The sequence below is a fragment of the Cyanobium usitatum str. Tous genome (genome assembly GCF_963920485.1).
GTDB lineage: Bacteria > Cyanobacteriota > Cyanobacteriia > PCC-6307 > Cyanobiaceae > Cyanobium_A > Cyanobium_A usitatum_A.
Window position 1 is genome coordinate 84,617 of sequence record NZ_OY986431.1, and the last position, 21,136, is coordinate 105,752.

18 protein-coding genes are annotated in these 21,136 nt (G+C 61.5%); 8 read left to right on the forward strand and 10 right to left on the reverse strand.

Features of this window, described 5'->3' with window-relative positions; genetic code table 11:
• Positions 1–112: 112 nt before the first annotated feature.
• The 3 genes from U9970_RS00490 to U9970_RS00500 form a co-directional block, all read right to left on the reverse strand.
• Positions 113–1,834, reverse strand: coding sequence for an ABC transporter ATP-binding protein (locus U9970_RS00490; protein WP_322764830.1), 1,722 nt, complete (start codon positions 1,832–1,834; stop codon positions 113–115).
• Positions 1,835–2,067: 233 nt separating this feature from the next.
• Complete coding sequence (locus U9970_RS00495) at positions 2,068–2,301, reverse strand: hypothetical protein (protein ID WP_407653095.1); 234 nt, start codon at positions 2,299–2,301, stop codon at positions 2,068–2,070.
• Positions 2,302–2,403: 102 nt separating this feature from the next.
• The gene (locus U9970_RS00500) at positions 2,404–2,700 is read right to left on the reverse strand and encodes a hypothetical protein (protein ID WP_322764832.1); all 297 of its coding nucleotides are present in this window, start codon (positions 2,698–2,700) and stop codon (positions 2,404–2,406) included.
• Positions 2,701–2,843: 143 nt separating this feature from the next.
• On the opposite strand from U9970_RS00500, the gene U9970_RS00505 reads away from it, so the two are divergent.
• Entirely contained in the window at positions 2,844–3,155 is a 312-nt protein-coding gene (locus tag U9970_RS00505) for a ribbon-helix-helix domain-containing protein (RefSeq protein ID WP_322765964.1), read from the forward strand.
• On the opposite strand, the gene U9970_RS00510 is transcribed toward U9970_RS00505, so the two are convergent.
• The 4 genes from U9970_RS00510 to U9970_RS00525 form a co-directional block, all read right to left on the reverse strand.
• Entirely contained in the window at positions 3,089–4,273 is a 1,185-nt protein-coding gene (locus tag U9970_RS00510) for an anhydro-N-acetylmuramic acid kinase (RefSeq protein ID WP_322764833.1), read from the reverse strand. The genes U9970_RS00505 and U9970_RS00510 overlap by 67 nt on opposite strands.
• A 10-nt stretch (positions 4,274–4,283) precedes the next feature.
• Positions 4,284–4,919, reverse strand: coding sequence for a peroxiredoxin (locus tag U9970_RS00515; protein ID WP_322764834.1), 636 nt, complete (start codon positions 4,917–4,919; stop codon positions 4,284–4,286).
• Between the two features lie 46 nt (positions 4,920–4,965).
• A complete protein-coding gene (gene hflX / locus U9970_RS00520) occupies positions 4,966–6,624 on the reverse strand; it encodes a GTPase HflX (protein WP_322764835.1) in 1,659 nt (552 codons plus the stop codon).
• A 107-nt stretch (positions 6,625–6,731) separates the two neighbouring features.
• A complete protein-coding gene (locus U9970_RS00525) occupies positions 6,732–7,865 on the reverse strand; it encodes an NAD(P)/FAD-dependent oxidoreductase (RefSeq protein WP_322764836.1) in 1,134 nt (377 codons plus the stop codon).
• Between the two features lie 132 nt (positions 7,866–7,997).
• Between U9970_RS00525 and U9970_RS00530 the strand changes: the two genes are divergently transcribed.
• Together U9970_RS00530 and U9970_RS00535 are read left to right on the forward strand one after the other, a co-directional pair.
• On the forward strand, positions 7,998–8,765 hold the full coding sequence (locus U9970_RS00530) for a phosphoadenylyl-sulfate reductase (RefSeq protein WP_322764837.1): 768 nt from the start codon (positions 7,998–8,000) through the stop codon (positions 8,763–8,765).
• Positions 8,723–9,454, forward strand: coding sequence for a type III pantothenate kinase (locus tag U9970_RS00535; RefSeq protein ID WP_322764838.1), 732 nt, complete (start codon positions 8,723–8,725; stop codon positions 9,452–9,454). Before U9970_RS00530 ends, U9970_RS00535 begins: the two co-directional genes overlap by 43 nt.
• Here the strand turns inward: U9970_RS00535 and bcp are convergent.
• The gene (bcp, locus tag U9970_RS00540) at positions 9,432–9,899 is read right to left on the reverse strand and encodes a thioredoxin-dependent thiol peroxidase (RefSeq protein WP_322764839.1); all 468 of its coding nucleotides are present in this window, start codon (positions 9,897–9,899) and stop codon (positions 9,432–9,434) included. The two genes, U9970_RS00535 and bcp, sit on opposite strands and share 23 nt — an antisense overlap.
• A 23-nt stretch (positions 9,900–9,922) precedes the next feature.
• Here bcp and U9970_RS00545 point away from each other — a divergent pair, with 23 nt between their 5' ends.
• A complete protein-coding gene (locus tag U9970_RS00545; RefSeq protein WP_322764840.1) occupies positions 9,923–10,618 on the forward strand; it encodes a 4'-phosphopantetheinyl transferase family protein in 696 nt (231 codons plus the stop codon).
• Between the two features lie 140 nt (positions 10,619–10,758).
• Positions 10,759–11,433, forward strand: coding sequence for an alpha/beta hydrolase (locus U9970_RS00550; protein ID WP_407653057.1), 675 nt, complete (start codon positions 10,759–10,761; stop codon positions 11,431–11,433).
• 88 nt (positions 11,434–11,521) lie between these two features.
• Here U9970_RS00550 and U9970_RS00555 read toward each other — a convergent pair whose 3' ends face one another.
• Positions 11,522–13,786 carry an AAA family ATPase gene (locus U9970_RS00555; RefSeq protein ID WP_273330046.1) on the reverse strand — a complete coding sequence of 755 codons (2,265 nt, stop codon included), beginning with the start codon at positions 13,784–13,786 and terminating at the stop codon, positions 11,522–11,524.
• Positions 13,787–13,917: 131 nt separating this feature from the next.
• Here U9970_RS00555 and U9970_RS00560 point away from each other — a divergent pair, with 131 nt between their 5' ends.
• Genes U9970_RS00560 through U9970_RS00570 form a run of 3 tightly spaced genes read left to right on the forward strand, consistent with a single transcriptional unit; the run spans position 13,918 to position 19,438 of the window.
• Positions 13,918–15,009, forward strand: coding sequence for an efflux RND transporter periplasmic adaptor subunit (locus U9970_RS00560; protein WP_322764841.1), 1,092 nt, complete (start codon positions 13,918–13,920; stop codon positions 15,007–15,009).
• Between the two features lie 24 nt (positions 15,010–15,033).
• Positions 15,034–16,161 carry an efflux RND transporter periplasmic adaptor subunit gene (locus U9970_RS00565; protein ID WP_407653058.1) on the forward strand — a complete coding sequence of 376 codons (1,128 nt, stop codon included), beginning with the start codon at positions 15,034–15,036 and terminating at the stop codon, positions 16,159–16,161.
• 7 nt (positions 16,162–16,168) lie between these two features.
• Entirely contained in the window at positions 16,169–19,438 is a 3,270-nt protein-coding gene (locus U9970_RS00570; RefSeq protein WP_322764842.1) for an efflux RND transporter permease subunit, read from the forward strand.
• On the opposite strand, the gene U9970_RS00575 is transcribed toward U9970_RS00570, so the two are convergent.
• Positions 19,435–21,090 carry an alpha-D-glucose phosphate-specific phosphoglucomutase gene (locus U9970_RS00575; protein WP_254999192.1) on the reverse strand — a complete coding sequence of 552 codons (1,656 nt, stop codon included), beginning with the start codon at positions 21,088–21,090 and terminating at the stop codon, positions 19,435–19,437. The genes U9970_RS00570 and U9970_RS00575 overlap by 4 nt on opposite strands.
• Between the last annotated feature and the right edge of the window lie 46 nt (positions 21,091–21,136).

The following is a 21,136-nucleotide window of genomic DNA, read 5'->3' on the forward strand; positions in this document are numbered from 1 at the left end:
CCTTGTCAGCCTATGCACACCAAACCAGGGGGGCTAGCGAAATGAGTCTTCCTGCCTAAGGGGCGGTGAAGTTCTGTGTACTTGCTGAGGCAGGGACTGGGAGCCGGGCTGCTCAGCTGGATTTTGACTGGGATTTGCGTGATGCCTGCTTGGCCTTGTTGGCTGCTTGTTTTGCCGTTTTGCGTTCTGCTTCTTCTGCCTGCCTGGCCAGGTCAGCTTCCTCTTCTTTCTTTGTTAGGTAATAGGAATAATCGCCGCGGTAGAGCACCAGTTGGCCATCTCGGATCTCCACGATCCGGTTGGCCACTCTGGAGATGAAATAGCGGTCGTGGCTCACCAGCAAGGCCGCCCCCTCGTAGTCGATCAGGGCGTCTTCCAGCATTTGCTTGGCTGGAATGTCAAGGTGATTTGTGGGCTCATCCAGCACAAGGAGGTTGCAGGGGCTGAGCAGCATCAAGGCCAGCGCCAGCCTGGCCTTCTCCCCTCCAGAGAGCTTGCCTGCCTCCTTGAATACGCTTTCGTTGCTGAAGCAGAAGCTGCCCAGCAGTGAGCGCACCTGGGTCTGAGTCCAGTCGGGCACTACCTCGAAGATCGTGTTGATCACGGTTTTGGAGAGGTCTAGGGCTTCGGCCTGGTTCTGCTCGAAGTAGTTCGCAATCACGTTGTGCTCCCCGAGGCTGGCGCAGCCGTCCTCGGGCTGTTCGCTGCCCATGATCAGCCGCAGCAGGGTTGATTTACCGGCGCCGTTAGGACCGACAAAGGCGATGCGGTCACCCCGTTCCACCTCCAGCTCAGCACCCAAAAACAGAATCTGCTCGCCGTAGCTGTGGGTCAGGTTTTTGATATCCGCCACCAGGCGCCCGGAGCGCGGTGCTTCGGGAAAGCGGAACCGCGGCCCGCCGACACCTTCGAGCGGAGCTTCGACTCGCTCGACTTTCTCCAGCAGTTTCTCCCGGCTTTTGGCTTGGGTGGAGCGGGTGGCACTGGCCCGAAAACGGTCGATGTAGGCCTGCTGGGCTCCCAGCTCCTTTTGTTGCCGATCAAATGCGGCCTGGGTTGCTTCGCGCTCCAGGACTTTCTGCTCTAGGTGCTGGCTGTAGTTGCCCAGGTAGGTGCGCGAAACCCCCCGCTCGGTCTCCACTATCTGGTTGCAGACCCGATCCAGGAAGGTGCGGTCGTGGCTGATCACCACTAGGGCCGCGGTCTGTTCGACCAGATAGCCCTCGAGCCACTGGATCGTTTCCACATCCAGATGGTTGGTGGGCTCGTCGAGCAGCAGCAGATCCGGCTCCTGGAGGAGGATTTTGCCGAGGGCGATGCGCATCTGCCAGCCGCCGGAATAATCCCCCACCAGCTGTTCGGCCCCCTCAGGGCTGAAGCCAATGGTGGGCAGCAGTTTGTCGATGCGGGCGTCGAGCTCGTAGCCGTGCAACGCCTCGAAACGGCTGTGCAGCCGGCCTAGCTCGTGGATCAGCTCGTCGAGATGGTCTGGGTCGCTGGCGGCCTGCTCGCTGGCCATTTCGTGCTCCAGCTGGTGCTGGCGAATCAGCACTTCAGCTGCTTCGCCGAAGGCCTGGAACAGCTCCTCTCGCACCGTGCGGGCTGGATCGACGTCGAATTCCTGTTGCAGGTAGGCAATGCGGGGTTCGCCTTGCTTCACCACCAGGCCACTGCTGGGCTCTTCCAGCCCGGCAATGATTTTCATCTGGGTGGACTTGCCAGCTCCGTTGACGCCCACCAGGCCAATGCGGTCTCCAGGCCTCACCTCCCAGGTGACATCCCGCAGCACCTCGCCGGTGGGATAAATCTTGCCGAGGCGTTCGAGGCGGAGCACGGAGAAGGGTCTAGGGACCAAGTCCATCATCCCTGGCGACCCGTCTGTAGGGGGGGCGCTAGGTAATCATCTGGTGCAGACTCGTCTCACCTGCCTGTGGGATGGCCATGATCAAACGCCTTGAGCAGGTGGCGGCTCTGGTTGTCGCAGCTGGTCTGGCGCTTGTCAGTTATTGGCTCTTTTTCAGCTGGGCAGGTGGGGAGCGTGATCAGCGACAACAGCGCCGCACAAACTCAGAGCCCCCCGCGAGCCTTCACCAGCCACTGCTTGCTGACGCTGTCATCCAGGCTGGAGATGTAGGTGCGGATTTCTTGGGAGCTGACCGGCAAGCCGAACTGCTGGCCGAGCTCAATGATTCGGCGAATGGCTCCGGAAGGATCCTGTAGGGCCTGGCGGAATAGCGCTTGGGTTAGGTCGTGGTCGGCACTGATTTGGGCGTAGAGCTCGGCAGCATTGCCGGCATGCAGAAGTCGTACGGGGTCGTCTCGTAGGGCGTCGTCTAGTAGGGCGTCGAGGTTGCTGGCGGTCATGGCAAACAGCAAATTGTCCTAACTCTAAAACGGACCGCTTTAGGCTGCTAGCTGGTTTTCGCCTTGTTCTGGTGTACCACAGGCGGAGGCATCTTCCATGCTGCGGGCATCTAGGCAAAGCACTTTGCGCAGCTCGGCGTAGTTGGCTGCCAAGGCGCCACGGCCCTCCTGCTGGGCGCCGTATTCGGCCCGCTGCAGAACGTGATGCAGGTGGGTGAGCAGGTAGGTGCTGATTACTGCGGAGACGAGCACATCGCTGCGTTCGGCGGTGAGGCGTTTGCGGCCCTGGGCAGCTGAGGCTGGGGTGGAGGCGCGTGGGGTGGAGGAACGGGGCACGGTGTGCACCTCCGATGGGGTGGTTGCCTTCAGCATAGTCTTGGATACTACCCTTGTGCATCTCTGTACACTGGTTTGTATCTGAGGGGTATGGGCTGGAGTTTGCAAGCTCCAGTTCTGGCCCACGCTTGCTTCACAATTCCGTGGCCACCCGGCAGACCTCCTCTAGTGGCAAGTCCAAATCACCCCGAATTCAGGTGGTGTTGCCCGAGGAGCTCTGCCAGCGGTTGGCTGAATTCGCGGATGCCGAGTCCCGCACGGTGAGCAATATGGCCAAGGTGCTGATCCAGCAGGGTGTGGAGCGGCTGCAGCAGGCCCAATCCAGCCAGGCTTCCCCGGTTTCGGCGGGTTTCCAGGCTGAGCTTTTTCGTCAGGGACTGGAGGCCAGTCAGGCCCAGAAACCCCAGCGCCTGCGGGGAGCTCCCCGCAGGGTTCGCTTGCACCGACCGGCTTGAGGACGGGCGCATAGCCCCAGCACGGCGCCGCCGCTGGCGCCGGTGACTGAGGGCAGATTCCCCTGATGCCCCAGGGCGTGCCACCAGGCCAGCAGGGCGAAGGCCAAGGCCTCTCGCTCCGCCTCGCCGATGCCAAATTCCGCCAGCGGCCGCACGATCAGGCCGCGGCAGCGGCGTTGCAGTTGTTCTAGGAGCAGGCTGTTGCGGCAGCCCCCGCCAGCCACCAGCAGCTCGATCGCTTGGCTCCCATGGCCCAAATCCTGGGCGACAACCGCGGCACTGAAGCCGGTCAGGGTGGCTAGGGCATCCGCCGCGTCTCTCCCCTTGACTTCGGCCAGCCGCCGCTCCAGGTCTGCCTGGCCGAATAGCTCTCGACCGGTGGACTTCGGCGGTGGGCTCTGGAAATAGGGCTCAGCTAACCAGCGTTGAATCAGGGCTTCATCGATCCTTCCACGGCGGGCCCACGCCCCATCAGTGTCATAGCTCTGCTGGCCGTCACTGAAGTGCATGGTCGCCAGGTCCAGCAGGCTATTAGCAGGACCACAGTCCCAACCCCGCACTGGCAGGCAACTTTCGGGGCCCTGGGCCGGTGGGATCAGGGTGAGGTTGGCGATGCCCCCCAGATTCAGTACCGCACGCCAGCCGCCGCAACGACCCAGTAGGGCCTGGTCTGCAGGTGGGACAAGCGGTGCTCCCTGGCCGCCCAGGGCCAGATCAGCACTGCGGAAATCGAATACCACCGGCGTAGCCAGCAGTTCCGCCAGCAGAGGACCTTGAAGTATTTGCCAGCTGGCACCCCGTTGACCAGCCCGGGGCGGGCGATGCCAGAGGGTCTGGCCGTGGCAGCCAACTAATTGGGCCCTGCCCTGGGGATCGCATGCTCTGGCGGCCAGAGCTTGCTGCTCGGTCACGGCTTCGGCCAATTCGAGCAGCGTTGAGCTATCGAACGATTGGCCTTGACCAATGCCAATTAGTTGGCGTTGGAGCTCGGTGGGGTAAGGGTTGAAGTGGTGCTTTTCCAGCCTCCAGTGCGGACGTTGGGGCGGCCCGCTGAAGCTGGCCAGGACGGCATCCACGCCATCGGCGCTTGTGCCGCTCATCAACCCCAACACCCGCATCAGCCCAGGCTCACTTGTTGGGCTGGGGGGTCATACGCAGGTAGGGCTTGATCTCAGTGACGCCCTTGGCAAACTTGGCGCGGGCATCTTCGGTGGAGATCGATGGCACCACCACGCAATCGTCGCCGTCTTTCCAGTTCACTGGGGTGGCCACGGAGTGGTTGTCGGTGAGCTGTAGGGAATCAATCACCCGCAGGATTTCGTGGAAGTTGCGGCCGGTGCTGGCGGGATAGGTGATCTGAAGGCGCAGTTTCTTGTTGGGATCGATGATGAACACCGAACGCACGGTCAGATTGTTAAGAGAGTTGGGGTGGATCATCCCGTAGAGGTCGCTCACCTTTTTGTCCGCATCCGCCAGGATCGGATAATCGACTGTTGTGTTCTGGGTTTCGTTGATGTCGCAGATCCAGCCGTTGTGGCTTTCGGCGGAATCAACGCTCAAGGCGATGGTTTTGACGTTGCGCTTTTCCCATTCAGGGCGAAGCCGCGAGACCTCTCCCAATTCTGTGGTGCAAACAGGGGTGTAGTCGGCCGGGTGGGAGAACAGCACAACCCAGCTGTCAGCGCCGAAGTCGTAGAGATTGATCTGCCCGAGCTGGGAGTCCTGGGTGAAGTCGGGAACGGTATCGCCGAGTTGGAGGGACATGGAGGCTGTAAGGGAGGAAGAAATCAAGTGATGATCGTGCCACAAGTCAGCGCGCAGATGTGGTGTTTTCGTTCTCAGGCGCTGACTCGGGCCAGCTGCGCAACTCCTGGCGCAGGTGCTGCAGGCCCAGGCAGGCGGTGGCGGAAATGAACAGGGCCGTTGGGGCTAGCGCCCGGGCTCGCTCCACCTCCCCGGCTGGGCAGCGGTCGATTTGATTGGCGATCAGGCGCCTGGGGGCGGTTGCTCCAAGGGAATCGAGGATGGTGTTGACGGTGTGCCACTGCTCGGGCCAGGCGGGGTCGGCTAGATCAACCACGACCAACAGCCCCTCAGCTTCAAGGGTTTCCTCCAGGGTTGAGCGGAAGGCTTCCAGCAGGGGCGGGGGCAAATCGCGGATGAAGCCCACCGTGTCAGTGAGCAGTACTGGTTCCGGCAGCTCAAGTCGCCGGGTGGTGGGATCGAGGGTGGCAAAGAGCTTGTTTTCTGCCAGTACGGCGCGGGCTTCGCTGGCCCTGGTTAAGGCGTTGAGCAGGGAGCTTTTACCGGCGTTGGTGTAACCCACTAGGGCCAGTCGCCGCAGTCCCTGGCGGCTGCGGCGCAACCGGGCCCGGTGCTCACCCAGCTGGCCCACCTCCCGCTGCAACCGCTCAATCCGGCGGGCGATGGCGCGGCGATCTTTTTCCAGTTGGGTTTCGCCCGGTCCCCGGGTGCCGATGCCTCCCCCCTGCCGCGACAGGCTGCGGCCGCGGCCTGTGAGCCTGGGCAGCCTGTAGCGCAGTTGGGCTAGCTCCACCTGCAGGCGCCCGGCGGCGCTGGCGGCCCGTTGGGCAAAGATGTCGAGAATCAGTTCACTGCGGTCGCTCACAGGCAGATCGAGGAGCCGCTCCAGATTGCGGGCTTGCACCGGTGTGAGCTCCCGGTCCGTAACTACCAGGGTGGCGCCGAGCCGCCGGGCCTCCAGGGCCGCTTCACCCACTTTCCCCTCACCCCAGAGGGTCTGGGGGGCAACCTGGCTGCGGCGCTGCTCCACCACTCCCACCGGTACGGCACCAGCGCTGTCTACGAGTCCCTCTAGTTCGGCGATTAGGCGCTGGGCCCGGCCGCGGTCGCCGGGGGTGAGGGCCAGCAGCAGCACCCGTTCAGGGCCATCTTGGTTGGCGCCAAAGGCGCTAGCGCTGGGTGCATTTGGCGGGGTGAGGCTGAGGGGATCGCGGCCGCACAGCTCGGCTAGATCTTCAGTGGCTTCGCTTGCCCAGGGCTCGGCGGCGTCGGGGTGGGCCACCAGCAATTGGGCGGGCCATTGGCCCCCGGCCCCCGCCCTGTCGCCGAAGCGCAGCCAAACGATGGGGGCTAGATCCAGCCCCACGATTCCCTCCTGGCGGCCGGCTTCAAGCTGTTTGGTTCGGCCGCAGCAAGTAATCAGCCGCAGCTCGGACCCCTGGCGGCGCTCCGAGCCGGGCAGGCGCTCCAGCAGCCGGCCCGATTGCTCCAGCGGGCCCACCCAGAGCAGCCGGCACAGGCCCCGGCTATCCACTACCAAGCTGAGCGGCAGCTCCAGCTCACGGCTTTCACTGGCAAGCCGCTGCAAGCAGAGCAATTCAGCTACCTGGTCGTCTGGATGGCGGCGGTGGCAGAGGCGTTCCAGGCGTCTTTTTTGGGCGGGTCGCAAGCCGGCCGTGCGCCCCGCCAGGCCGCCTTGTTTCACCACAGGCCTTGATTCATCACAGGCTTTGTTTCACCACAGATAGACAGCGATTAGGGATTTGATCATGGGCGCGCCTTGCTCACCACAAGCTTGGGCTCCGGGTCGCGTCACCGTGGCCAGTCCGCTAGCCAGCCGGCGACCACTTTGAACTGATGGGATTTGCCAGGTAAGCGGGCCAGGTAGGCCAGTTTGCGGATCTGAAATGCCGCTGCCCCCGCCAGGGTGAACCCGCCGCCAACGAGGCTTGCTTCACCTCGGCCCAGGCTCATCATTTCGCCGAGGTCGTTGTAGTTGAAGGGATCGAGGGGTTCGCCAGCGAGGGAATGCATCAGGTTGGCGGCCAGGCACTCAGCTTGTTGGAAGGCCACTTGGGCCGTGGCTGGCAGGGGTGACTCCTGCTGGGCGATGTCACCCAGGGCAAATAGGTGGGGCTGATCGACCACCTGCAGGGTGGGCTCGCAGCTCAGTCGTCCAAGTCGGTCGACGGGAATTGGCGGCTGGCATTCAAGCGATTGAAAGCGCAGGCCTGCAGTCCAGATAACCCCATCAACTTTGAGCTGCTCCGAGCCCGCTGGCCCCAGCAGCGTCAGTCCACCTGGTTGCACCGCCTCGACGCGGGTGTGGGTTCGCAGCCTCACATCCCGGCGTTGCAGGGCCTGCTCAGCCTGCTCTCGGTTGAAGGCCTTGGCCTGGGGCAGCAGTCCGGGGCCCTGCTCAATCAGGTCCACAATCGTGCTCCCCTGCAACTGGTCGGCCAGCTTGCAGGCCAATTCCACCCCGCTGGCACCAGCTCCCACCACGGCCAAGCGCTGTAGGGGCCGGGCCCGCTCCTTCAAGGTCTGGATTAGCCGCTGCAGGCGTTCCACGTCTGCCAAGGTGCGAAAACCGAGGCTGTATTCAGCTACGCCAGGGATGCCGAAATCATTGGCCTGGGCACCCGTGGCCAGCACCAGGCGGCTGAAGGGCAGGCAGCGGCCGCTGGCGGTGTGCACATGGGAAGACTGGGCGTCGATGCGCACAACCCGGTCCTGCAGCCAGGCCACCCCTTTGCCGGCCAGCAAACTGTCGTAGCGGGGTGCGATTTCCCAGCTGCGCAATTCGCCGCTCAGCAGTTCGTAGAGCAGGGGCAGGAATAGGAAGCGATCGTTGGGTTCGATCAGCAGGATTGGTGGATGTTGGCGGCGCTCTGCCAGGGCGAGGGCGGTGTAAAGCCCACCAAAACCCCCGCCCACAATCACCACCGGAGCGGTTGGCGGGGTTACCGCAGCCTGCGATCGCGCCGCCTCAGGATTCAGCATTGCTTGGGTGGTCTTTCGCCGGCACCTGCTTTTGAACCCTAACCAGCGACTTACTCAAAGGGCGATGATGGTCTGATGCAGACGGCTCCAGCCCCAGCTCTTCCCCTCGATGGCGCCGGTCGGCCGATCGATCTGGACGCTGCTAGGGCACTGCTTGCACCTTTGTCAGCCCAAGAGCGCCTGGGCTGGGCTCAGAACACCTTCGGGGCAGGGTTTGCCTTAACAACCAGCTTTGGCATCCAGTCGGCAGTTCTGCTGCACATGGCCAGTGAGCTGACCGCCAATACCGGCCGGCCCTTAACAGTGATCTGGGTTGATACGGGCTATCTGCCGCCGGAGACTTATCAATACGCCGAGCGCCTAGTAGAGCAGCTCCAGCTCCAATTAGTGGTTGCCCAGTCGGCAATGAGCCCGGCCCGGATGGAAGCTCTGCACGGCCGCCTTTGGGAAACCGACCAGGGTGGAGATCTGGAGCTTTATCACCGGATCCGCAAGGTGGAACCCCTCGACCGGGCCCTCACTGATCTAGCGGTGACCTGTTGGGCCAGTGGTGTGCGCGGCAGCCAGACCGACCACCGCAAGGCCATGGAACCGCTGGATGCGGTGCGTCAGCGCTGGTCGCTGCGGCCCCTTCTCTCCTGGAGTAAACGGGATGTTTACTACTACATGGAAGAGCATAAATTGCCCCAGCACCCGCTGTTTGAGCAGGGTTATTCCACGGTGGGCGACTGGCACTCCAGTGCTCCTGATCTGGGAGATGTCAGCGGCCGGGCGACCCGTTTCGGTGGGCTCCAACAGGAATGTGGCATCCATCTGCCGGGATTGATGGGCGAGGGCATCTGAGCGAGGGCCGTTGGCTGCTGATCGGCAACAGCCGATGGCACTGGGCAGAGGGTGAGCTGGGCTGCCTGCGTACCTGGAGTGCTCCAGCCGGTGTGGGAAAGCTTGAGGGTCTGGTTGCTTGGGCTGCGGTGGGCCCTGTGCCCGCCTCCGCTCCACTGCCGCGGGAGCGGCGTCTGCATTTGAAAGATGTGCCTTTGTTGGAGCAGCCTGGCTGGCTCGGGGTGGATCGTGCCCTGGTGGGTTGGCGGGCCTGGTGCCTTGCCTCTGGTCCCGTATTGGTGGCGGATGGCGGCACCGCCTTGAGCCTCACCCTGGTCACCAGCGAGGGCCGATTTGGGGGAGGACGCTTGCTAGCCGGAGCGGCCTTGCAGTTGCGGGCCCTGGCCGCTGAAACTGCAGGACTGCCTGGCTTGGAGCAGCCCTTGGACCTGCCTTTGGACCTCTGGCCTCGCTCCACACCAGAAGCTATGGCCGCTGGGGTTTTGCGAGGCCTGGCTGCCGCCTTGGCCGCGGCAGGGCGTGAAGCCCAAACCAGCTGCCCTGGCTGCAGCTTTTGGCTCACGGGAGGGGATGGCCCCCTGCTGAAACCATTGCTGCAGCAGCTGCTAGCCAGCTCCATGCCTCTGCAGCTGGCTCCGGACCTGGCCCTTGAGGCCTTGGCAGCACTCAGGCCAGGCCCAGATCGCTAAGGATGTCGTCCGCCATGGTTTCGGACTTCACCTTTGTGTAGATCTTTTCGATCTTTCCTTCTGCATCCACCACGAAGGTGTGGCGCATCATGCCCATGTATTCCTTGCCCATGAATTTCTTGAGCCCATAGCTCCCATAGGCCGCGGCCACTGCGCAGGGCTCGACGTCGCTTAGCAAGGTGAAGGGAAGGTCATATTTGGCGATGAATTTGGCGTGGCTGCTGGCGCCGTCTTTGCTGATGCCCAGCACGGTGATGCCTTGCTTCTCGAATGCCCCCCACTGATCCCGGAAATTGCAGGCTTCCTTGGTACAACCTGGGGTGTCGTCCTTGGGATAGAAGTAGATCACCACCCGTTTGCCCTGGAACTGGGAAAGTTTCACCGCCGTTCCGCTCTGGTCTGGCAAGGTGAAATCGGGAGCGGGATCGCCGAGTTGCAGGGCCATTGAAAGTTCAACCAAACACTTGCGTGAGCCTAGGCAGCAGCTTGGATCTGCCGCTGCGCCTAGCCCCCCAGCTTTGGCTGGGCTCTTTGGAGGGGGGCGACCTGGGTTGCCTATCTAGTGATGAACGCAGTTGGGGCTCGGCTCTGCCTGATCGGCAGCGAAGTCGTTACTTCCAGAGCCGGGCGCTGCTGCGGCGGCAGCTGGCTGAGTTTTTGGGCTGCGCTGCTGCCGAGGTGCCTCTCCATAGCCCGCCCGGTCAACCACCACTTTTAGGGGCTGGTCTGGGATGGGTCAGCCTCAGCCATAGCGGCGCTGGCTTGCTGATTGGCTACTCCGGCTCTCCCATCGGAGTCGATCTCGAATCCACTGCTCGACCTATGGAGCCCGCTGGACTGATGCGGCGATTTTATCCAGAGAAGGAGCAGGCTCAGTTGCGGGATTTGACTGGGGCGGAGCTACGGCGAGCGGTGCTCAATAGCTGGGTGTTGAAGGAAGCGGCTATCAAGTGGCGCCATCGCACCCTTGCAGCAGAACTGGCTCAGTGGTGTTACGACCACAGCAGCGGCAGCTTGCTAAATCTCAGTGATGGGGCCAAGCCGGATCACAGCAGCGCTCTGCAGCAGGATTGGCGTTGGGCGGCGGTTGGTGAGGGTTGTGCAGGTTTGATGTTGCAGTCGCCAGGACAGCCTGAAGAATTGATGGGACAGCAGGGCGCTTGATTGTTCTAAAAACGCAGATTTACTACTGAAATACAATGCAAATCTTTCGGTTTTGTGTCGATGCGCCACGCTGACTTGCATCTTTGGTGACATGCGGCACTGCGTGGCTACGTTCGGAATGAACTGATTCCATTACTCTCGTGATCAAGCGTTTGCTGGCCGGCCTTTTTGTGGGTACGGCCCTCTCGGCGGTGGCTATGCCAGCGTCCGCCGCAGTCGACAACAATCTCCCCGTTCGTTGGAACACCGGCGGCGCCGTGTGGTCTACCAACCAGGATGCCTTTAATACATTTCTGCAGTCTGGCGAAGTCACCGATCGGGGCCTGGAAGGGGGCCTGAACCGCTCCGGCTGGACTGCTGCCGAGGTGCGTGAAGGCATGAATAAGTCCTACAACGTGGACTTCGTTGGCGTCTCCCGCTTCCTCTACTCGGATGCCGGTGTGAAGTTCCTCAAGAACCAAACCACCAGCTACTTCCCTTACTGGAGCATGAACACCTTCGCGGTGCAGGCTCTGCGCTCGGCGATCGTGGCTGATGCCCGTGACGGCCAGATCTCCTCGGCCGGCATCATGAATGCCCTGCCTACCGACATGCGCCTAGCCGACTTCTGCAACACCTACACCGGTGCCCAGAACGTCTGTGCTGAAGGTCGTTGCCAAGGTGACGCCCAGTGCACCTCCCTGCTCTCCTGGTATGTGTTCCTGCCGGCCTGCATCCAGGCCAACCAGATGGCTGATCCCGTGGCTGAAGTACGCACAATGGCCCCAGCCCCGGTTCAGCAGGTCCAACCTGAGGCTATCCGCGGCCTCTGGTGAGCCTGGCCTTTGGTGAGCCTGCCCTTGGTGTTCGGCTCTCGCTAGGCGAGTCGCCACCTCAGCTGCCCCGGCTTGCGCCGGGGCTTTTTTATGTGTTTAGGGGCGTTTGCAGTGCGTCTGCACGCCTTGCCCTTACCAAGGTGTGCTCAAGGGCCTGGGGCAGGGGCTGGCCCAGCACACGGCTAAATGCTTCTCGCAGGCTTTGCACGGCATCACTGGCTAGGGGCTTGCCCCGGAGTGCGGCCATCGCTTCGAGATAGGAGCTGGCCGGGGTCAGCCAGCGTTCGATCAGCTCGGCAGTCAGCTCGAGTTGGAGTGATTCCTGCCACTGCTCCTGTTGCACTTGCCATCCCGCGGCGATCAAGCTGCGTTGGCTGATTAGGCCGGTGCTCTGGGCCTGGATCAGTCGCTGCCCCTCCAGGTGAGTTAGCTCCTCCAGCAAGGTTTGCAGGGGGGGTTCTGCCGTGCCGAGCAGGGACCGCAGGCCTGCTGCTGGACCGAGTTGGGGAGTGCTGAACAGCAGGCGCCATTGGCCGGTTTGGCCCAGCAGCGCGCCAGCTTGGCCGATCCAGGCCTCGATTTGTTCGGCGCTGAGGCCCTGCCAGGGTTGCCGCGCTATCACCCAGTCGAAGCGGGCATCGGAGTCAAGGGCGAGTTGCGGTTCGAGCTGGGAGTTAAGGGCGGCGGGGGTTTGGGGAGGCACCAGCAGCAGCTGGGGTTGGCGCAGGCTGTCGAGCACCTTCAGCTGGGCTTGCAGCCGCTCCCGGTCGGAGGCCTGGGCCACGGTGATCACTACCCCGCCCTCGGGCGTAGCGGCCAGGGGATCAAGGGCCCATAGCAACGACCTCGCTTCCAGCACCAGCACCCGCGCTTGGCGTTGCCAGATCACGCCTGCCCAGAAGCGATGTCTCAGGGTGTCGAGTCGTTCTCCCTCGGCGGCGGCTTGCCGCTGCAGCCAGCGCTCCAGCTGGGGATCTTCCGGACTGCTGCTAAGCACGTCGCCCTGATCCGCCGCCATCTCAGCGGCAGCCGCCAGCTGGGCGGCCCGTCGCTGTTGCAGGCGCTCGCGCCTCTGGCCCTCCCAGCCCAGGCTGCCCGGTTGCCAGAAAATCTCACCTTGAAGTGCGCCAGGCAAATACTGCTGGGCTACCCAGTGCTCGGCGTAGGCATGGGGGTAGCGGTAGCCCACTCCATCGCCAAAAGCCTGGCCATCACGGTTGGCATCGCGCAGGTGGGCGGGCACCTGCTGACGGTTGGCGCTGCGCACGCTTTTTAGGGCATCGAAGAAACCGAGCAAGCTGTTGCTCTTTTCCGCTCCCGCCAAATAGAGAGCTGCCTGGGCCAGCGGGTAAAGCCCCTCTGGCAATCCCACTCGCTCGAAGCTGGCCGCGCAGGCTTCCACCACCACCACGGCCTGGGGATCGGCTAAGCCGATGTCTTCCCCGGCAGCGATCAACATGCGCCGGAAGATAAAGCGAGGGTTTTCGCCTGCCTCCACCATGCGGGCCAACCAGAAAAGGGCCGCATCTGGATCGGAACCGCGCAACGATTTGATGAAGGCGCTGATTGTGTCGAAGTGGGCATCCCCCTGCTTGTCGTAGAGCACCGCGCGCTGCTGAATCGACTCCTCGGCGATGGTCAGATCGATCCTGATGGAGCCATCAGCACCGGGAGGAGTGGTCTCCACCGCCAGCTCCAGGGCATTCAGCAAGCTGCGGGCATCGCCGCCGGCCACATCAACCAGGTGGTCGGCCGCTGCTGCGGCTAGGTCAATCGAGCGTTCGCCATAGCCCACTGCCGGATCCCGCAGGGCCCGTTCCAGCAGCTGGCGCAGGTGTGCTGGCTCAAGCGGTTGCAGGCGAAACAACCGCGAACGGCTTACCAGGGCTTTGTTCACCTCGAAAAAGGGGTTTTCGGTGGTGGCTCCGATCAGATTCACCGTGCCGTTTTCTACCCAGGGCAGCAGGGCGTCTTGTTGTGCACTGTTGAAACGGTGCACCTCGTCGATGAACAGGGTGGTGCGCAGGCCATGGTGCGCCAGGCGCTGCTGGGCCGCGTCCACCTCGGCCCGCAGATCCTTGACGCCGGCAAGTACGGCATTGAGGCTGCTGAAGTGGGCCCTGGTGCTGCCAGCAATGATCCGGGCCAGGGTGGTTTTGCCCACCCCCGGCGGGCCGTGCAGGATCAGGTTGCCGACTCGATCTGCAGCGATGGCGCGTCTTAGCAGGCGTCCTACGCCGAGGATCGACTCTTGACCCACGAAGTCATCAAGGCTGCGGGGCCGCAGCCGGTCGGCCAGGGGCGCGACCCGGGCCAGGGTGATGTCGCGTTGATGGCTGAACAGGTCGCTCACGAGGTCGCCGCAGCGCCGTTCTGAGTCCATCATCGGCCTGCCGGCGATACGCTCCGGCCATGCGGCGCGCCCGATCCACCATCACACCCATGCTCCGCCCTGTTGTTTCCCCGCTATTGATTTTCACGGCGATGGCCTCTGCCCTGGTTGTGGGGTGTCAGCAGGGCCGCGAGCCAGCCCCGCGGCTGCCTGTGGTGCAGAGCCAGCGCCTGGAAACTGCCGAATTTCAGGCCAGTTTTGACACCGTGAGCACCCTGGAGGCCGAGGAGGAAGTGGATCTGGCGGCCCAGGCGGGGGGCCGCATTCAGCGATTGTTGGTGCGTCAAGGAGATCGGGTGAGCCAGGGTCAGCTGCTGCTGGTGCTCGACCAGGCCCAGCTCAGGGCCGAGGTGGCCAGCCTGCGCGCTCAGATGCAGACCAACCGCCTCAATTACCAGCGATATCAAGACCTGGCCCGTCAAGGTGCGGCCAGTGCCCTGCAGCGGGATGAATTTCGCCAGGCCTACATCGCTGCCCGCGAAGCCCTGGTGGCGAAGGAGGCCGATCTCGCCTTCAAGGATCTGCGGGCGCCGATCAGCGGCATGGTGGCCGATTTGCGCGTCAAGCAGGGCGATGTGATTGCCGCTGGCGTGCCGATTACCCGCGTGATCCGCAACGACAATCTCCTGGCTCGCATCGATGTACCTGCCACCTATGCCGATCGTGTTCGGCCGGGCCAGAGGGTGCTGCTGCTGGCCGCCTCCAGCTCCCAGCCCCTGGCGGAGGGCCCGGTGATCTCGGTAGATCCGGGGGTGAGTGCCCCAACTCAGACGCTGCTGGTGAAGGCGTCGTTTGCTAACCCGCGGGGCAGCCTGCGTAATGGCCAGCGCAGTCGCACGCGGCTGCTGCTGGATCGGCGCCAGGAGTTGGCCGTTCCCTTCACCGCGGTGACCAGGTTGGCAGGACAGCCATTTATATTTTTAGTGGGCAGCTTGGCTGAGCTGGAGCAGCGGCCAGGCAAGGCTCCCATCGCCGAGCTGCGCCGCTTGCCAAGAGGCACCCTGTTTGCCTTGCAAACTCCGGTGCAGCTGGGCGACTTGCAGGGAACCCTCTATCCACTGCAACGCCTTGGTGAGAGTGGTGTTCAGGGTGGTGATCGGGTGATCACCGCTGGTTTGCTCAATTTGCGCCACGGTGCCCCGGTGCAACTTGCGAGGCAGGCCAAAAAGGCAGGCATCCGGTAACTTGCCCTTGGATGCTCAGTGGATGTGAACAGAGCGGTTGCGGTCTCCTCTCTTCTAGGGCTGCTGTGCGCAGGGGGGTGTGCGACCAAACAGGCCTCCCGGCCACCGCTAGTAGTGCAGTCCGAAATCATCGGCGAGGCTGATTTCAGCCCCTCGATTGAGGTGATCAGCCAGCTCAGCTCCACCAGTGATGTGGCACTGCGCCCCGAGGTTGATGGGCGGGTGGTGAAGATCCTGGCGACCCAGGGCCAGCGGGTGAAGGCGGGCCAGCCGATCTTGGTGCTCGACAACGTGCAGCAATCGGCAAACCTGGATGCCAGCAAGGCCGAGGCCCGTAAGGATCTGGTTAACGCGGAGCGCTATATCTTTTTGAACGAGCAGGGAGCGGTATCCACCAAGGATCGCGACTTCTACGTCACCCAGGCGATTCAAAGCCGCGACCAAGTGCGCGCCAATGCGGCCACCTTGGGCTACAAATTCGTGACGGCACCGATCAGCGGCGAGATCGGCGATCTCGATACGGTGAAGTTGGGTGATTACGTGCGCCAGGGACAGGCGATCACCGGCATTGTCGACAACTCAAGTCTTTGGACCCTGATGGATGTGCCCGCCACCCGCTCATCGCGGGTGGCGCTTGGCCAGACCGTGCAGCTGGTGACCCAGGGCAACCCGCCTCTATCTGCGACGGGGAAGGTGGTGTTTATTTCCCCTTACTACGGAGTGAGCGGTAGTAGTTCTTCGCCAAACACGGTGCTGGTCAAGGCCTCCTTCCCCAACGCAACTGGCCAGCTCAAAACAGGTCAGTACGTGCGCAATCTGATTGTCACCGGCAACACCCGCCAGCTTTCCGTGCCGGTGCAGGCAGTGATGATGCAGGCCCAACAGCCTTTTGTTTATCGAGTGCTGCAACTCAGCCAGGTGCTCGCCAAGATCCGCGCCTCCACCCAAATTCCTGAGGCGCAGAAGCAGAAGCTTGAGGCCCTGCCGCCCAATACTCCGATCGTGGTGCAGACCCCAGTGCAGCTTGGGGAGCTGGAGGGCAATCGCTACCCGCTGGTCTCCGGCCTGCAGAAAGGAGAAAGGGTGGTCGTCTCAAATACGGCGCTGTTGCGTACCGGCATGCCAGTGAAACTCTCGAGCGGAAGCAACTGAGAAAGGTATGTCACTCTCCGATAATTTCATCAAGCGGCCTGTCCTTACTACCGTTTGCAGCATCCTGATCGTGCTGCTGGGAATCATTGCGATCCCCGGCCTGCCAATTGAAAACCTGCCGAATATTGCGCCACCACTCATTCAGGTGACCTCTAATTACGGCGGTGCTAATTCCATAGTGACGGAACAGGCCGTTACCAATCCGCTCGAGCAGCAGATCAACGGTGTGCCGGGCGCGGCCTATATCTCATCGACCAGCTCAAATACTGGTCAGAGCATTATTCAGGTTTATTTTGAGGAAGACACGGATATCAACATCGATCAGGTAAACGTTCAAAATCGCGTTTCCCTGGCCATGCCTCAGTTGCCCCAGCAGGTCTCGGCAACTGGGGTGTCGGTGATGCAGAGCACCCCATCGATTCTGCTGGCCTATCAGGTCACGTCTAGCCAGGGTCAATTTGATGCTTCCTATATCAACGGCTTGATTTATGAGCAGCTCTACTACCAGCTTGAGCGGGTCCCCGGAGTCGCTCAAGTCAATCTGCTGGGAGGTAGTAACCCTGCCTTCTGGCTGTTTGTTGATCCAAGCAAGCTCAGTGCCAACCAGCTGACTGCCGACCAAATCGTCAGTGCGGTCAAGAGTCAAAACAGCATCGCTATTGGTGGCCTGATTGGTGGTCCGCCAGCCGGAGGAGATCAGCTGTTCGCCTACCCGATCCTGGTGGCTGACAACGGCAACTTGATGTCGGTAGATCAGCTCAATGACCTAATAGTTGGTAAGTCACCCCAGGGCAATTTGCTACGGCTGCGCGATGTGGGCCAGGCTACTTACGGGTTTAATACCTTTGCTCAGCAGGCGGTGAGTTACGACGGGTTCCCGTCTATCACCGTTGCGGTATTCCAAACTCCAGAGAGCAATGCTCTAGATGTATCCGAGGCTGTGGTGGCCGTGATGAATCAATTCACCCAGTCAGCTCCGCCTGGGATCGCGGTTAAAGAAATTTATAATATCGGTCAGTTTATTGAGTCTGCGGTTGAAGGGGTAACTGATGCCCTTGGCCTAGCAATTGTGCTGGTGCTAGTGATTCTGTTTCTCTTTCTGCAGAACTGGCGAGCCACGGTGGTGCCCAGTCTGGCGATCCCGATCTCACTCATTGGTACTTTCGCCTTCATCAATGCTTTTGGATTTTCCATAAACCAGCTCACCTTGCTGGGCTTGGTGCTTGCTACTGGCTTGGTGGTGGATGACGCAATCGTGGTAATCGAGGCGGTTTCTAAAAATCTTGAGAGTGGCATGAGTCCACGCAAGGCGGCTATGGCCTGTATGGGTGAGCTAACTGGTGCTCTGATCGCTACATCGCTTGTGTTGATGGCGGTATTTGTGCCAGTAGCTTTTTACCCGGGTGGTATTGGCATCATCTACAAGCAATTCGCCCTCACGATCGCCTTTTCGATCGCCATCTCTACCTTCAATGCCCTGACCTTCTCGCCAATGATGTCGGCCCTGATTCTCAAGTCGGAGCAGCCTCCGAAGCCCAAGGGTTGGGGTTGGACCATCGGTGGTGTGGTAGTGGGCTTGGCCTTCGGCCGCTTCAGCGCCGCATCCTTTGGCGTCGGTGCCTACGTCTTTGGAGTTGTCGTGTTCGGGTTGGCTGGTAGCCGGCTTGCCTCAATTTTTGAGCAATTCAATCGGTTTTTTGCTTGGTTGCAGAGCAGTTATGCCCGCTTACTTGAGGTGCTGATCCGCCGCCGAAAATATGTTGTTGCTGGCCTCGCTGGCGGCATTGTGCTCACCGCGCTTGCTTTCTCGGCCCTGCCCTCGGCTTTCATCCCTGAGGAAGACCAGGGATATGGGGTGGGAATTTTCCAGTTGCAGAACGGTGCCTCCCTCAGTCTCACCCAGCAAACTGGCCTAGAGATTGCCAAGGTGCTCAAGGAGGAGCCTGACATCACGGCGGCTTCGGTGGTTAGCGGCTACGGCTTCAACGGCTCCAGCCCAGACCAGGGTGTGTTCTTCTTCGGCCTTAAGCCCCTTGAGGAGCGTAGTGGTGCTGATCAGAAAGCACCGGCAATTGTGGAGCGACTCAATGCCAAGCTTTCTAAAATTAGCAGTGGTCTAGTTGTTGCAGCCCAACCGCCCGCGATTCCTGGCTTCTCGGCCCAGGGTGGCTTTTACTTTCAGTTCAACGACTTAAGCAATGGCGCATACAGCTTTAACCAACTCGACGCCCTAGCTCAAAAGCTTGTGGCCGCTGGTACGGCATCCGATCAGTTTTCAAGCCTTTACACCCAGTTTATCCCCAGCGCCCCTGCATTTGGTCTGAAAATTGATCGCTCGATTATGGGCGCTCTGAACATCGATTTCCAGCAGGCGATGCAGACGATTGCCGTGCTCGCAGGTGGCAACTACTCAGGCTTGACCTATGAAAATGGCCAGGTGCGCAATATATATGTGCAGTCAGAGGCTTCCGGCCGCAGCACCCTTGAGGATGTGCTCAGTTACTACGTGCGCAATCGCGACAACAAACTAGTGCAGGTCAGTGAGTTTGCTTCGTCAGAACTGACCAGTGCCCCTCCGGTTATTAGTCACTACAACCTTTATCGAACAATTTTGATTCAGGGCGCGGAGGCGGTTGGTAAGAGTTCTGGCCAGGCCTTGACGGCTATTCAGCAGATCTTTAAGCGGCTTGATTTCAATAATATTGACTATGCATTCACTGGTCTGGCTTCCTTGCAGCTTTCTGCCGGTAACGCCAGTGTGCTCGTGTTTGGTCTGGGTATTTTGATAGTTTATTTAGTGCTTTCGGCCCAGTACGAGAGCTATGTCACCCCAGTCATTATTTTGATGACAGTCCCCTTGGCCATGCTTGGAGCACTGGTGTTCTTGTCCCTCCGCTCCATTGATCTAAATATTTATGCCCAGGTGGGTCTGGTTACCTTAATTGGCTTGGCTGCCAAGAACGGCATCTTGATTGTTGAGGTTGCTGAGCAGCATGTTGCCAATGGCATGAGCTTTGCGGAAGCGGCTATTTCTGCTGCTGAGTCACGCATGCGTCCAATTCTGATGACCGCGATCGCCTCGCTGGCTGGATTCCTGCCCCTTGTGGTGGCAACCACCGCTGGAGCAAATAGTCAGCAATCCCTAGGCACGGTGATATTTGGGGGGCTGCTAGTTGCCACAGTGCTTTCGCTTGGCGTTGTGCCTCCTTTCTATGTGGTGATTAAAAACTTTGAGGCTCGCTGGTTGCCTGAATCCACACCCGAGACAACCGCTTAGGTGATCACGGTGGGGCGATCCATCCCCGTGCGGGTTTTGATTTCGGCCAGTCCATCGATTGCCGTGATCAGCTCGCCGAGGGCGATTTGGGGATCCTGGCTGAGGTTGCCGCTGGGCTGCACATAGCTCTCGAGATACACCCGTAGGGTTGCCCCCTGGGTGCCAGTGCCTGAAAGGCGCAACACCACCCGGCTGCCGTCATCGAGCAGCAGTCGCAGCCCCTGGCCGGTTGTGAGGGAGCCGTCCACTGGATCGGTGTAGGCGAAGTCGTCGGCGGTAGCGACGCTGCGGCCGGCGAAGCTTTGGCCCACCAGCGCGGGCTGCATCTCCTTGATGCGGTTGTAGAGGCCGTGGGCGGCCTCGCTGGCGATGGCTTCGTAGTCGTGGCGAGAGTAGTAGTGCCGGCCGAAACGGCTCCAGTGCTCGGCCATGATCCTGCTCACCGGTGCCTGCTTCCTGGCCAGGATCTGCAGCCAGAAAAGCACCGCCCAGAGGCCATCTTTTTCGCGGATGTGGTTGCTGCCCGTGCCGAAGCTTTCCTCACCGCAAAGGGTGATGCGCCCCGCATCGAGCAGGTTGCCGAAGAATTTCCAGCCCGTTGGCGTTTCGAAGCAGGCCAGACCAAGCTCCTTTGCCACCACATCGGTGGCGGCGCTGGTGGGCATCGAGCGAGCCACACCGGCTAGGCCATCGGCATAGCCCGGGGCCAAGGTGGCGTTGGCGGTGAGTACCGCCAGGCTGTCGCTTGGGTTCACGAAGCAGCGCGCCCCCAACACCATGTTGCGGTCGCCGTCGCCATCGCAGGCGGCACCGAATTTGTAGGCATCGCTGCCCATCAGCAGCTCGGCTAGGTCATGGGCGTAGGTGAGGTTGGGATCGGGGTGGCCGCCGCCAAAATCTTCTAGGGGGATGCCGTTGCGCACCGTGCCCGCGGGAGCGCCAAGCAATTCTTCGAAGATCCGGCTGGCGTATGGGCCGGTCACCGCGTGCATGGCATCGAAGGCCATCGGAAAGTCGCCCCGCAATAGATCGCCGATCTGGTCGAAGTCGAACAGGCGCTGCATCAGCGCTACGTAGTCGTCTACGCCATCGATAACCTCAACCTGCAGGTCGCCAATGCTGCTGAGCCCTGGCGTTGAGAGGTCGGGATCGATGCAGCCTTCGCAGATCCGATAGCCGCCTAGTTCCAAGGTGGCGGCGTAAATCGCGTCGGTGATCGATTCCGGCGTGGGGCCGCCGTTGGCGCCGTTGATCTTGACGCCGAAATCGCCATCGGGGCCGCCGGGGTTATGGCTGGCCGAGAGAATCACCCCGCCCACGGCGCCGTGTTGACGTATCAGGTGGGAGGCGGCTGGGGTGGAGAGGATGCCTCCGGTGGTGGTAATCAGCCGGGCCACGCCATGGGCGGCGGCCATGCGGGCGATCACGTTGATGGCTGCGAGGTTGCCGTAGCGACCGTCACCTCCCACTACCAAGGTGCCGCCGGCCACGCCTGGCAGCACCTGCAGGCTCGCTTCGATGAAGCTCTCCAGGTAGTGGGGGGTCTGGAACTGGCGACTGCTCTTGCGCAGACCGGAGGTGCCGGGCTTCTGGTCGCTGAAAGGCTGGGCCAGGGAAATCTGCCGAATGCTCACGGGATTACTGCTGGTCATCGGCCGAATCCACAGGGGCACTGGGGCACCAAATTAGCCTTGGCTT

Bases quoted from the DNA above. Each gene is read 5' to 3' on its own strand.
- U9970_RS00510 (WP_322764833.1), bottom strand. From the start codon at position 4,273: ATGCGGGTGTTGGGGTTGATGAGCGGCACAAGCGCCGATGGCGTGGAT.
- U9970_RS00515 (WP_322764834.1), bottom strand. From the start codon at position 4,919: ATGTCCCTCCAACTCGGCGATACCGTTCCCGACTTCACCCAGGACTCC.
- U9970_RS00530 (WP_322764837.1), top strand. From the start codon at position 7,998: ATGCAGACGGCTCCAGCCCCAGCTCTTCCCCTCGATGGCGCCGGTCGG.
- U9970_RS00535 (WP_322764838.1), top strand. From the start codon at position 8,723: ATGTGGCATCCATCTGCCGGGATTGATGGGCGAGGGCATCTGAGCGAG.
- bcp (WP_322764839.1), bottom strand. From the start codon at position 9,899: ATGGCCCTGCAACTCGGCGATCCCGCTCCCGATTTCACCTTGCCAGAC.
- U9970_RS00560 (WP_322764841.1), top strand. From the start codon at position 13,918: ATGGCCTCTGCCCTGGTTGTGGGGTGTCAGCAGGGCCGCGAGCCAGCC.
- U9970_RS00570 (WP_322764842.1), top strand. From the start codon at position 16,169: ATGTCACTCTCCGATAATTTCATCAAGCGGCCTGTCCTTACTACCGTT.
- U9970_RS00575 (WP_254999192.1), bottom strand. From the start codon at position 21,090: ATGACCAGCAGTAATCCCGTGAGCATTCGGCAGATTTCCCTGGCCCAG.